The following is a 12,206-nucleotide window of genomic DNA, read 5'->3' as shown; positions in this document are numbered from 1 at the left end:
GCCGCCAGACCTCGCGTGACGTCAGACTGCCAGAGCCTTGCCATCCACCAATAGCGGCCTGCAAATCACGGAGGCTCGGATTTTCTCAAGCATGACAGTCCGATCAATTTTTTCGTCGTCGTCGGCAAGCATGTAATAGTTAGTCCCGATCCCGATAGACTTCATGTCCGCCATGAGTTGATCCGCATTCACACCGTTTAGCCAACTTCGGTATCGCAGGCGTTCCAGCGTGCTTGCGGCCTCGGCGAGCAGCGCACCGTCAATGGGACCGGGCTGGTGCTGAAGTATTCGCAGGGTTGCCCACATTACCCTCTCATCATCGACGTCCGAGTGGAAGTTCTCTGACTGTGAATAGTGGAGCCGCATCCGGTCACGCTCCAACTTCGGAAATCTTTCCACTAGTCCGCCGGACATTGCACTCGACCAAGCAACCGACTGAATCGGCCGGATCGCAGGTCCCCCTCCTATCCAACCTACATCAGGCAAGCTGTGGCTTTGTCGTGCAGCTGAAACAACCAGACCAAGTTGCTTTAGTCGTTGGTCCAAACAGGGCTGCTGCGCGACCCGCTCCTCATACACTCCTGCGGAAAGCGCGAGTTCGGACTTTACTGCCTCGAATGCTTCGGCCGTGTCGCTGCGAATGTGCACGGTTTGAGCCAACTGCTCCGCACCCAATGCCAATAGTACGCCGAGGACAATTATGCCCACCTCGCCCGCGAACTTGCGCCAGCCGTGCAGTGGCCTAGGCAAATCTACTTTCATGCGACGAACGCTCCCCCGAGATTACGGGAGCGTAACAGAAGACCTAATGACCGCAATGGGTCGAAAGCGGTCGTTTCGCCATCCTCCGAGGGCTGCTAGATTTCAATCGAAGCGAGGGGAGTATCTGCATGGCTGGATCAGGCATGCTGCATGCATTTTGCGGTAAAATTGCTTCGGGCAAATCTTCGCTGGCCGCATCGCTTGCCAATGCCCCGCAGACCATTTTGATAAGTGAAGACCAACTGCTGTCGCGCCTTTATCCCGGAGAGGTCGTGACGATCGACGATTATGTTCGCGTCGCGACACGTCTGCGCGCAGCCATCGGGCCACACCTGGAGAAACTTCTCCGAACTGGACTCAACATCGTGCTGGACTTTCAGGCGAACACGCCAGCGTCGCGAGCCTGGGTCAGATCAGTGGCCGAGCGCGCGGATGCGGAACACATATTGCACGTCCTCGACGTTCCCGACGAGGTCTGCAGGTCACGCCTGGCGGAGCGAAACGCGGCTGGCGCTCATGAGTATCAGGTCAGCGAGGCCGATTTCGAATTGTTCAACAGCTATGTTGTGCCACCAACGTCGGCCGAAGGCTTCAATGTCGTTGTTCACGCCAATTCCTAGCCCCCAAAGTCCTGCCATGACCAATGGGTTTGCTGTGGCCGGTTGGGGTGGAAAGCGGTCATAAGCCAGGCCGGCGCCTCAACTCTCCAGAAACTCCTCGACGATCCGTGCATATTTTCGCCAGCCGGGATCACTTTCCAGAAGCAGGTGGTTGGGGCTTTCGATGGCGATGAACCTCGCGCCGGGGATCCTGGCGGCCAGGGCTCGACCCGTGGAGAAGGGGACTACGGCGTCGCGGGTTGAGTGGCCGACGAGGGTGGGGGTGGTGACCTTTCCGAGCAGGCCGGTGACGTCGATGTCGGCGAAGACGCGCTGGAGGGCGACGGCGTTTTCGGCTGAGGTCGTGACGCGCTGCATCTCGTTGAAATAATCCTCCTGCTCCTGGCTGCCTTCGGGGAGGTAGAGGGAGGTGAAGAGCTGGCGGTAGGCGGGGTTGTCGAGCGCCCAGCCGTGTCGGGTGAGGTCGAGCATCGCCTCGCGCCGCTCGATCTCCGCCGGGTCGCCGCGATGGGCCCAGCCGAGGGCGTAGCCGCCCCACAGGTGCATTTTCCGCACGCGCTCGGGATGGCGGACGGCATAGGCGATGGCGACGGCGGCGCCCTGGCTGATGCCGAGGAGGTCGAAGCGGTCGAGGCCGGCGGCGTCAACCACGCTTTCGAGATCGTCGACGAAGGCTTCGAAGTTCAGCGGCGCATGCCAGTCGGAAAGGCCGTTGCCGCGTTCGTCGTAGCGCCAGACGGATCGGATCGCGGTCAGGGCCCTGATCCAGTGGCTCCAGATCGGGCTGTGCAGGTCATGTTCCAGATGGTTGAGCCAGTTGGCGGACTTTACGAGCGGCGGGCCTTCACCGGTGACGGAATAGGCAAGGCTGGTGCCGTCGCTGGCCGTGCAGAACTGGATTTCCTGGCGCAGCGAGGCGGCTGGTTCAGCGGCTTCGGCTGAAGTTTCGGGCTCCGCCGATAGCGGGATGGCCGGGCTGTCGCGAAGCGCTGCAGAGGCCGGGATGCCGGCGTCGGCGAGGCGGCGGATAGCGAGTGCGCGCTGCTGCTCAGCTTCCTCCTCGCGGTCGGCGGCGACGAGCAGGTTGCAGAGGCATTCGGCCGGTTCGGGATCGTAGGGGCTGCGTTCGACCCAGGCGCGGACGTGGGGGAGCAGCTGCTCGGGCGGGAGGTCGCGGGTGACGAGCTCAGCGCAGAGCCGGCCGAGCGCGACGCGGGCGTCTTCCGCGACGGCGATGCGCCAGGCGTTGAAATCGTCGCAATTGGGGAGGTCCAGTTCCTCCATGAACGAACCGGTGGCGGCGGCGCAGATGGACTGCATCCGTTCGGTAGGAGCGGCGGTGAAATCGGCGGCGGCGCCGGTGAGGTCGGAGAAGTCGATGGCGAGCTTTGACGGATCGAGCGCGACCGTTTCGCGGTCGGCGACGATCGCATCGCCGACGACGCCGCGAAGCTTGCTGAGGCTCCAGCGCAGCGCGCCCTTGGGATCGTCGGGGATTTCCCAGAACAGGTGGCAGAGGCGGTCGCGGCGGACCGGCTTTCCTTCGGCGGCGAGATAGCCGAGCAGGGCGCGAGTCTTGCGGCTGGCGGGGAGGGGCAGGGCCTTCCCGTCATCGATCACCGCCATCGGCCCAAGCAGGCGCAATTCCATCGCCAACCCCCGCAAACGTGGAAACGCCCCTAAGCGGTTGAGAGAGTCGTTTCCAACGCTTTTTCCAACGCTTGCTCCAACCATGGCCGGGCAGAAGGCCTTCAGCGGACGAACCAATCGTCCACGAAAAAGGAGCAACACATGTTTTCGAAGTTGGAAGAAAGCGGAGTGGCCTGCGCAGGTGGCGCGCTGGCTCTAGTCTTCGCAAGCCTGTCGCTTGGGGCAGCGCTCTTGCCCGTCCTCACCGCGTAAGGAGCTCACCCCCACGATGTTTCACGATTTCAAATATCCGGCGATCCTCGCCGCATCGAACCGCGCCGCGTGGCAGATTGACGAAGTCATCAGCCCCGGTGCGGAGTTCGACTTCACGCGGCCGTTCATGCCGGAAAGCCTCGCCCAGACCGCAGGCCTCGACATGCTGTCCGATGAGGAGAAGCTGACGCTCAACCATATCCGGGCTCATGACTATCTGAGCATCTTCGGGCTGGTCGAGGAGTTCATCCTCCCCTTCCTGATGGACCATATCCGGCCGAGCTTGCCCGATGCGGACGATCATCGCGTTCGAGCGATGATGCAGTTCGCCGCGGAAGAGGCGAAGCACATCCAGCTGTTCAAGCGCTTCCAGGAGACCTTCACCGAGGGCTTCGGCCAGGAGTGCGAGATGATCGGCCCGCCCGATGCGGTGGCCAAGGTCGTGCTGGCCCATAATCCGATGAGCGTCGCGATCACCATCCTGATGATCGAGTGGATGACGCAGAGTCACTATGTGGACAGCGTTCGCGGCGATACGCGGCTGGAAGGCTCGTTCGTCAACCTGCTCCGCTGCCATTGGATGGAAGAGGCGCAGCATGCGAAGCTCGACACGCTGATGGTCCACGACATCGCCAAGGACATGAGCCAGCAGCAGTTCAAGGAGGCCGTCGACGGGTTCCTGGAAATCGGAGCCTTCCTCGACACTGGCCTCAAGCAGCAGGCGCAGTTCAACCTCGAGGCGCTGGAGCGCAAGATGAAGCGCCGGCTCCCGGAGAAGGAACGCAACGAGCTGCTGGAGCAGCAGCGCCGCGCGCTCCGCTTCACCTACCTCGGCTCCGGTCTTCGCCACGCGAAGTTCCGCGAGACGATCGGCGCGATCTCACCGGCACAGCTGCTGCGCATCGACACGATCGCGCCGAGCTTCTGCTGATTAAAAATCCCAAGGAGAATGAATATGTTAAGCCCCATTCAAAAGACCATTATCAACGACATTGACCTGGGCAAGCTGACGGAACTGGTCGAGGAGGCCGCGGTCAATCCGAACCTCGGCTTCGAAGTCACCACCCGGTGGACCGGCCAGTTCCGAAGCGAAAGCCGCCCCGGCCCGATCACCATGGGCAATGGCGACAAGGTCGCGCGCGACCATGTCATCCTGGCCGACGAGCCGGAAGAAATCCTCGGCAGCAACGAGGCGCCGAACCCGCAGGAGCTGCTGATGGCGGCGCTCAACGCCTGCATGACGGTCGGCTATGTCGCCGGCGCGGCGAAGCGCGGAATCCGCCTCGACCGGCTGGAAATCGAGACCAAGGGCACGCTCGACCTGCGCGGTTTCTTCGCGCTCAGCGACACGGTGCCGCCAGGCTATCCGGGCATCGAATATGTCGTCCGGATCGCTGGCGAGGGAACGCCCGAGCAGTTCGCCGAAATCCATGCCGAAGTGCAGGCGACCTCACCCAATTTCGACAACCTCGCCCGCGCGATCCGGATCGACGCGAAGCTGGAAATCGGAAAGGAGTAAGCGGGAACCGCGGCCGTTCGAGGAAACCTCTCCCCACCCCACCTCGCAGCGGCCGCCCGCTGACACAGGGCCGGTCTCCATTGCAGCCGGAGGCCGGCCCCGTTTTTTCGAATTTTCCGCGCACGCCGCAGGAACGAAACAATTTTCTGCCAGTTAATTGAACGCGGAGGACCGAGCCTTCGCGAAAGCCCGCCCAGCACGCATGGGCGGGCTTTCTCTTTGGCCGGTGCGGAAGCGGTCATGCCGGGCGAACGTTAATGGCGACACTCGCGTAATGATGCGAAGTTGGTTGCGGCAATCGGTTCGGCAACTAGCGATTGGCGACATCCCCTCTCGGCCTCAAAGCCTCCACGTTTCGATCAACAAGCCCACACGCGACGGTCAATAGCCTGTCAGGATCAAAGGGCTTTGACATCAGTTCAGCGTTGGCGAACGACTTGGGAAGCGACTCCCGGCCATAACCACTGACAAAGGCGAAGGGGATGTTGTTGCGGGTGAGGCATGCGGCGATCTCGTCGACTGCGTGGCCACCCAGATTTGCGTCAAGCAATGCCGCATCGAAGCGCTCTTCTGCGATCAATTGCAATGCGGACGAGGTATTCCCGGCCTGGCCAATGATGTCCGCACCTGCGAGCGAAAGCTGCGTGGCCATTTCCATTGCGACGAGCGGCTCATCTTCGATCACCAGCAACCGCTTGCCCCTAAGCGGTTGGGCATCCGGACCTGCGTCGGAATCCGCAACTTGCAATGCTCCGGTCGCGCGATCATTGGAAAGCGGATTGGGCATGGGATGCCGCGGCGCTTCCGTGGGCAGCGGCAGCAACAGTTCCCATTCGATGCCGTCGGCCTTGAGCAGCATTTCCGCCTTCCCGCCAACGCCGCCTGCGCTTCGCTCGATCAATGCGGTACCGAAACCGCGGCGGACCGGTGCCTTCACCGGAGGCCCGCCCTGCTCAATCCAGCGCAAGCGCAGCGCGTCGCCGCTTACCGTCCAACAGATGTCGACCTTGCCATCGGGCTTGGACAGCGCGCCGTATTTGAGCGAGTTGGTCCCCAGTTCGTGCATCATCATGGCAATCGTCGGCACGACATTGGCTTCGACGAGGACAGCCGGCCCCGAGGCGCAGATTCTTGTTTCATCCGCAGGCCCGAGGTTCATCTGGTCCGAGATGATCTCGCTGAGCTGAGCGCCTTGCCAATCGTTGGCGCTAAGCTGGGAGTGGACGCGCGACATCGATTGGATGCGGCCGCTGAAGCTGGTCACGAAGTCGCCTGGCTTCTCGCAATGGCGCAGAGTCTGCGTGGCGATGGCCTGGACCGTGGCAAGCATGTTCTTGACGCGGTGGCTAAGTTCACCGGCGAGCAGCTTTTGCAGCCCTTCGCTTTCGCGCAGAGCCGCGCAGGTGCGATCGAGCTCCTGCTCACGATCGCGCAACTCCTCCTCCGCGATCGTGCGTTCGAGGAGATCGGCCGCTTGCCGCGCAAGGATGTCGAGCAGCCGCAAATCGCGTTCGGACGGGTTATGGGGCTCGCTCCAGTGCGTCGAGATCATGCCAAGCAACTTGCCTCCACGTGACCTCAGCGGCGTCGTTTGCGCCGAGCGTATTCCGGTTCGCCTGAAGGCAAGAAGGTCTTCGGTGCCGGCGATCTCGTCCCATTCCTCGAAATCCGGAATGATCGCGCGGCCGCCCGCCTTGAGCGCTGCCGTACAGCTGCTGTGGGCGGCCGGTGGCACCCATTGCCAGAATTCCACGGCCTCGCTTGGCAATCCGCGGTAGGCCAAAAGGGAGAGTTCACCGCCATGTCCCGACGGATCTCCAGGCGGACATAGCAGCTGCATCGTACCAAATTGCGACCCACAGATTGCGACCGCAGCATCAACGATCTTGCCGTATAATTGGACGCGATCCTGCTCGCCGATCAATTCGACGCTGATCGCGTGCAGCAACTCGATATCCGTATGCGCATCGGACAGGTCGGCTGCTTGACTGGAAGCCAGTGCCATGACGTTCGGCGTGGACTGGGACATTGCGAACTCCGCCTCTCAGGATCGAGCAGGATCGTTATGTCCTACCCCCCACGCCCTAAATTCCTGAACTTCCAAGCAGTTCCGATTTCAAATCAGATCACTGCAATGGGTGGAAGGCTGACATTGGCTTGAGGTCAAATCAGCCGGTCGGCACGTTGGTGCAGATTGGCCAGGCGCTCGGCGAATTCAGGTGGAACGGCGCCATCGGATAGCGTGACTTCGAACGCATCGACGAAGGCGAGGAAGTCGTCGGCCAGCATTTCGATCTCGACCGTGCGAGCATCGTGGCGGATCAAGGCTCGTATATCCGACGCGGAACTCACGGGATGCGCCTTCCGGAGCTGATGAAGTCGATCTGCGCGATGATGGCGGCAGCAAGCTTACGGCTGAGTTCGGCGGCGTCTTTCAAATCCTGGACCAGGAGGTCGGGATCCGATCGATCAGCATAGCCATCGAGCTCGACCGCCTTTGCCTGGAGCTTCTCGGCGATTGCCCTTAGCCGATTGGCCGGATCATTGTAGGCCAGATTGTCGGACACGAGCCTGAGCAGCGGCGCCCTGGCCATTCGCTCCGCACCGCGTTTCGCCAGGAACTGGGGATCGCGAGAACGCATGATGGCATCCGCGACATGCCCGGTAATGAGGTCGATGGCATCAATCTCTTCGCGGGTCGGCATGCCTGTCGATCGATGGAGGATGGCAAAGGTGCCGATGATTTCGCCATTCGAGTTCCGGATAGGCGTGGACCAGCATGACCGGTATCCATGCTGCAAGGCGAGGGCGCGATAGTTCCCCCATACCGGATCGGTCGCAATGTCGGTCGAGTAGATTGGGCGGCCGTAGTAAGCCGCTGCTCCGCAAGAGCCGGCATATGGGCCGATCTCAATGCTTTTACTGGCGCGGCAATAGGAGGCCGGAACGGTCGGAGCGGCACCGTAGGAAAGTCGTTTGCCGTCGGGGCTGAGCAGGAGGATGCAGGTAAACGCATCGTCCCCGCCCAGTTGCTCGACGGTCATCAGATGGCGGTTAAGGACGTCCTCCAGACTGTCCCCACGCCTCAACTCCGCGGAAACATCGCTGTCGCGATCTTCCAGCGATTTGCGAAGCGCAGCGGCAAACGGCATCGGCGCCTCCAGGGCGGACTAGCGACCTACTGCCAACGCGCGACAGAGTCGCTCTTGCATTCGTGTAATCCATATTCGCAGGCGGCGCGCCGTTAAATCCGGATTGACCCTAGTTGGCGAACGGAAGCGGCCGCCATCCTAATGACCGGTTTGGGTGGAAAGCGGTCTCAGGACTTATTTCGATGCAATTTCCGACTTGTACTTCGCCACCTTCGCGTTGTGCTGCCGCAAAGTCTCCTCGTGCGCGGCCATCGCGCTGTCAAATTCAGCTTTTGCCCGTTCAGCGTCCGCCTGTAGCCAAGCCTTCCGTTGGGCAATTTCTTCGATGGCGCGCTGGTATTCGGCTTCCATTTGCTCTTGCTCGGCGGCCCTTCGTTCTTTCTCGGCGTCGGTGATCATGACCGGCGTGCCGAGCTCGGTGACGCCGTAGAGCAGCTTGGCAAAAGCGGGGGGCAGCCGAATACAGCCATGAGACGCCGGGTATCCAGGTAAATTGCCGGCATGCATTGCGACGCCTTTCGCGGTGAGCCTTTGCATGTAGGGCATCGGCGCATCGTCATACGTGCGCGACCGATGCACGACCTTCTTTTCCAGGATTGAGAACTCGCCGGTCGGGGTCTCGCGTCCTTCACTGCCGCTCGAAATTGTCGAGGCGGCAATGGGGACGCCGCCGCGATAGAGCAAGGCGAGCTGCCTGGTCAGATCGATGACCAGGAATAGGGGGCCGGTCGATGCGGCCTTCGGCTCCCAGACAAATTGCCCAGGACCAAGCTGAGCCGCACTTTCCATGACTGATAGCTTCTGGTGTGTCACAGGGTTTGCGGAAGCCGAGGCGGCGACGCACGCCAGAAAACTCAATTTAATCAGCCGTTTCACCAATTGTCTCGTTCAGGCAATTTGCTCCCGAACAGGCCCCCGGCTGCGGTTGCGTTTTAGCGTGGTGAGAACGCCGTCCCCATAGGGAAAGTCATGGATGGAGACTTAGGAGAGGGCGGCAGGTTGGCAGTTACGTTCCTATGACCAGATGGCCGCTTCATTATTAGCGCAATGGGTGGAATGCGGACATGACTGCAATGGGTGAAAACGGTGCAGCGGATTGGACAGGCCGATATGCATGATTGCGCCCCAAGATTACGGGGGCGTAACATACGTGCTTATGACCGAAATGGGTGGAAAGCGGACACTTGATTGGCAGCCGGAATCCACTCTTGAAATCAGAAACTATTATCCCAGATCATCGCCGCCGGAAGCCTCATGGGTCCGGTGACGGGACGGTTGAGGCCGTTCGACGGCCCATCCTTCCGCCTTGCTCATCAAGAGGAGGATAATACATGCGTAGTGCTTTCGACTTTGCGCCCTTCCGGCGCTCCACCGTGGGCTTCGACCGGCTGTTCGACATGCTCGAGAACAACTCCTTGGGTCAGGGCCAGCAGGAAAGTTATCCCCCGTTCGATCTGATCAAGCTTGGCGATAATGACTATCGCATTGAGTTGGCGGTGGCGGGTTTCAAAAACGATGAGATCGACATCACAGCCCAACAGAATGTTCTGATCGTGTCCGGCAAGAAGACCGACGAGTCCGAGCAGCACGGCTCGGATTACATATATCGCGGAATCGCCAATCGCTCGTTTGAGCGCAAATTTGCGCTAGCGGACCATATCCAGGTGCGCGGCGCTGACCTCAAGGAAGGGTTGCTCGCCATCGACCTAGTGCGCGAGATTCCGGAAGCGATGAAGCCGCGAAAGATTGACATTGGCAGACAGCGTTCGGCGATTGGCGGTGGGGAGAAGCCCGCCTCCGAGCAGACCGTCGACGCTGAGCCTGAGAATGCCTGAGTCTGAAGGTCCCGGGGCGCTGCCCCCGGGGCCTTTTTCCTTGTCGCTGCCCGCAGAGGTCGAAAACGAGCCAAGAGGTATCGCACATCGTGTCCCGATATTTCTTTCATGTGTATAGCGATGCGGTCGCTCATGATGAGGACGGTCAGGACCTCGCCAGCGTGACCATCGCGCGCGAAGCCGCCGTCCGAGCGGCGCGGGAGTTCGCTGCGGACCAGATAACCGAACGCGGCGAAGTACACCTCCGACATCGAATCGAAGTCGAAGATGAGCAGGGTCGTCCCGTCTTTACGTTGCCGTTCGCGGCGGCGTTCAAAATCGTCTATTGATCCTAGACGGTGGCTATCGCAGGCGCAGAATCTAATGTCTGCTTTGGGTCGAAAGCAGCCATTAGACCTGCGTTCGGAATCGGAGGATCTTGCGAGGACGCATGCGCCCGCCACCACTCAGCCTGTCTGCGCAAAGTAAACTGAGCCGGTGCTCGGATCTGTTGGGCCTACCAACCCGCCGGCTGATCCGGTCTGGCGATCATTTTGGCGACTGCTTCGTTGGAGGCCAAAACGGGCATGAAAGGCGTAGTGGAGACTTCCACCACAGATATGCCCTCACTGGCTTTTGTCCGGCGTACATAGGTGGGCTCGCCCTCCACGGATGCAGAGCCCACTCCAACCTTGCCTATCGGTGCAACAATGGAGACGCCCATATGCGTCCGGGCCTCTGAACTCAGCCCGCCAGACAATTCACCATGTGTCTGGGGTTCTTCTACTTGAACGCCGGTCCCCGCGAGCTTGCCATGATCCAGAACTTGCGGATCCCGAGCAAGTGACGCGGGGACAACAGTAACACCGACCGCGAGGCCAAACGCCATCCATCCGATCCATAAGGTTCGCATCAGGCTGGCACCTCCCGAAGGTCGAGCGTCTACGCCGGCGTTACTTGCGCCTTTCCTGCTTGCACTGGCCCGGCGGGCCGCAGTTGAAGACGTTCGCATCTACATATGCCGCGACCCTGCGCCCGAGATCGGCGCCGTTTACGTCGGCCGTGCGGAAGTGAAGGCCGCCGTAGATCCGCGCCTCGATGATGTCGGGGATGACATCGGTGAAGCGGCTGTAATGCCGCGTCGATCCCAAACCCACCGTCCCGGCGGGACCGGTGCTCACGATATCGAATTCCGCTGTGTCGCTGCCGAAGAACGCCTTGGCGGCGTGCATGAACCCGCTGAAGACGCAGTTGGCACCCGACGGTTCGTCAGGGTACGGCGGCAAGGCCAGAAGTGAAGTCCAGTCTGGATCGGCCGCGGTCGCATCGTTGCCGTCGTCGGCGGCGAGCTGAATCGCAGTCGTCGGTCGCCAGAAGCCCCAATGGGCCTTTTCTGCCCAGCAATTGATCAGGCTGTCCGCCGCGCTCATGCTGGTCATGGCGTGGAACCGCGCCTGTTCACTGATGGTCAGCCCCTTCGAGGTCGCCACCTGGCGCATGGCCGCGTACAGCATGGGAACAGGGTGCGCGCCAGTAAAGTTCGCCAGCTCGGTCTGAGCAGCCGTCCGCGTAGATCCGGTGGCCCGGCCCAACGACTTCACCTCATTGAACTCGGTCGCATATTGGGCACCTGACAGTGGGAGAGGCGGCCCTGACGTGTGGAAATAATGCGAGCTCGGCAAAGCGAACGGCCGCACGTTGCGCACCCATCCATTCGGATCGTTTGCCGCGGGAGCCGCACTTATGGGGCGCCATTCACCGGGGGCCGACCCGACCGGAAAGCCGGCCGCGCCGAAGCGGCCGTCATTCAAACGATTGGCCAGCATCGCCGACGCCGCAGCAGCTCCGACTTCAATGCCTTTGACCTTTGCCTGGCCTGCCGGGATCTCGGCCAGCGAGGCGGCGTACTGTGTATCGAGGCGAGCTTTGATATCGGCCTTGACCTGGGAGGTCAGCGTCGTCGTCAACGGCGCCTGGGTGATGAGGCCGATCAGGACATGATGCGCCGCTGTCGAAGCCGCCGCGTCCTGGGACGCGCTCGTCGCCGCTTTCAGTCCCTCCAGGTAGGGATAGTGCCCGCCCTTGATGGCGTTGACCGCGTCGTAGACCGCGGCCTGGACGATCGCGAGATGAATGAACGCGACCGGAGGCGGAAACATGAGGCCTGGCGTGGCGGCAGTATTTCCGTTGACGAGCGTGACCGCGGCCCTTTCGTTCCATACGCTCACCGCATCGTTCTCCGCCGCGTAAGCGGGACTGGCATGCAAGGCGGCGGCGAGCAGGGCGATAGACAAGATCCCGGCACCCCGCCGCTTCACGCGCGCTCTTCGCAGAGAAGAGTCTGAATTGTTTGTGGTTTTCGGAAAGTTGAAGCAGTTGAATGCGCTATCGACTTTTGAGATCATCATCAGACGTCCTCCTCGATATTTCGCCAAGG

At 61.2% G+C, this 12,206-nt stretch carries 13 protein-coding genes; 5 read left to right on the top strand and 8 right to left on the bottom strand.

Annotated elements, in window-relative coordinates; genetic code table 11:
* Window positions 1-21 precede the first annotated feature (21 nt).
* Complete coding sequence (locus LZ496_RS12635) at window positions 22-762, bottom strand: hypothetical protein (RefSeq protein WP_249905078.1); 741 nt, start codon at window positions 760-762, stop codon at window positions 22-24.
* Between the two features lie 128 nt (window positions 763-890).
* Between LZ496_RS12635 and LZ496_RS12630 the strand changes: the two genes are divergently transcribed.
* Window positions 891-1,382 carry a P-loop nucleotide/nucleoside kinase family protein gene (locus tag LZ496_RS12630; protein ID WP_249905077.1) on the top strand — a complete coding sequence of 164 codons (492 nt, stop codon included), beginning with the start codon at window positions 891-893 and terminating at the stop codon, window positions 1,380-1,382.
* 78 nt (window positions 1,383-1,460) lie between these two features.
* Here the strand turns inward: LZ496_RS12630 and LZ496_RS12625 are convergent, their stop codons facing one another.
* The gene (locus tag LZ496_RS12625) at window positions 1,461-3,032 is read right to left on the bottom strand and encodes a bifunctional AfsR/SARP family transcriptional regulator/alpha/beta hydrolase (protein WP_249905076.1); all 1,572 of its coding nucleotides are present in this window, start codon (window positions 3,030-3,032) and stop codon (window positions 1,461-1,463) included.
* A 268-nt stretch (window positions 3,033-3,300) separates the two neighbouring features.
* Between LZ496_RS12625 and LZ496_RS12620 the strand changes: the two genes are divergently transcribed.
* Window positions 3,301-4,215 (top strand): diiron oxygenase, encoded by a 915-nt coding sequence (locus tag LZ496_RS12620; protein WP_249905075.1) that lies wholly within the window; start codon window positions 3,301-3,303, stop codon window positions 4,213-4,215.
* Window positions 4,216-4,239: 24 nt separating this feature from the next.
* Window positions 4,240-4,803 (top strand): OsmC family protein, encoded by a 564-nt coding sequence (locus LZ496_RS12615; protein WP_249905074.1) that lies wholly within the window; start codon window positions 4,240-4,242, stop codon window positions 4,801-4,803.
* Window positions 4,804-5,113: 310 nt separating this feature from the next.
* On the opposite strand, the gene LZ496_RS12610 is transcribed toward LZ496_RS12615, so the two are convergent.
* From LZ496_RS12610 to LZ496_RS12595, 4 genes are all read right to left on the bottom strand, one after another.
* Window positions 5,114-6,832, bottom strand: coding sequence for an HWE histidine kinase domain-containing protein (locus tag LZ496_RS12610; RefSeq protein WP_249905073.1), 1,719 nt, complete (start codon window positions 6,830-6,832; stop codon window positions 5,114-5,116).
* 134 nt (window positions 6,833-6,966) lie between these two features.
* On the bottom strand, window positions 6,967-7,155 hold the full coding sequence (locus tag LZ496_RS12605) for a hypothetical protein (protein WP_249905072.1): 189 nt from the start codon (window positions 7,153-7,155) through the stop codon (window positions 6,967-6,969).
* Window positions 7,152-7,955: a GAF domain-containing protein gene (locus LZ496_RS12600; RefSeq protein ID WP_249905071.1), complete on the bottom strand. Its 804-nt coding sequence runs from the start codon at window positions 7,953-7,955 to the stop codon at window positions 7,152-7,154. The genes LZ496_RS12605 and LZ496_RS12600 overlap by 4 nt, the downstream gene beginning before the upstream one ends.
* 174 nt (window positions 7,956-8,129) lie before the next feature.
* Window positions 8,130-8,831 (bottom strand): L,D-transpeptidase family protein, encoded by a 702-nt coding sequence (locus LZ496_RS12595; RefSeq protein WP_249905070.1) that lies wholly within the window; start codon window positions 8,829-8,831, stop codon window positions 8,130-8,132.
* A 455-nt stretch (window positions 8,832-9,286) separates the two neighbouring features.
* Here LZ496_RS12595 and LZ496_RS12590 point away from each other — a divergent pair, with 455 nt between their 5' ends.
* Window positions 9,287-9,790, top strand: coding sequence for an Hsp20 family protein (locus LZ496_RS12590; RefSeq protein ID WP_249905069.1), 504 nt, complete (start codon window positions 9,287-9,289; stop codon window positions 9,788-9,790).
* An 89-nt stretch (window positions 9,791-9,879) separates the two neighbouring features.
* Entirely contained in the window at window positions 9,880-10,119 is a 240-nt protein-coding gene (locus LZ496_RS12585; RefSeq protein WP_249905068.1) for a DUF6894 family protein, read from the top strand.
* Window positions 10,120-10,286: 167 nt separating this feature from the next.
* Here LZ496_RS12585 and LZ496_RS12580 read toward each other — a convergent pair whose 3' ends face one another.
* Complete coding sequence (locus LZ496_RS12580) at window positions 10,287-10,658, bottom strand: hypothetical protein (RefSeq protein ID WP_249905067.1); 372 nt, start codon at window positions 10,656-10,658, stop codon at window positions 10,287-10,289.
* Window positions 10,659-10,722: 64 nt separating this feature from the next.
* Window positions 10,723-12,177 carry a vanadium-dependent haloperoxidase gene (locus LZ496_RS12575; RefSeq protein WP_249905066.1) on the bottom strand — a complete coding sequence of 485 codons (1,455 nt, stop codon included), beginning with the start codon at window positions 12,175-12,177 and terminating at the stop codon, window positions 10,723-10,725.
* Window positions 12,178-12,206 lie beyond the last annotated feature (29 nt).

This window comes from Sphingomonas caseinilytica, from assembly GCF_023516455.1.
GTDB lineage: Bacteria > Pseudomonadota > Alphaproteobacteria > Sphingomonadales > Sphingomonadaceae > Sphingomicrobium > Sphingomicrobium caseinilyticum.
Note: the sequence above shows the minus strand (reverse complement) of the source record. Positions and strands in the feature narration are given on the sequence as shown.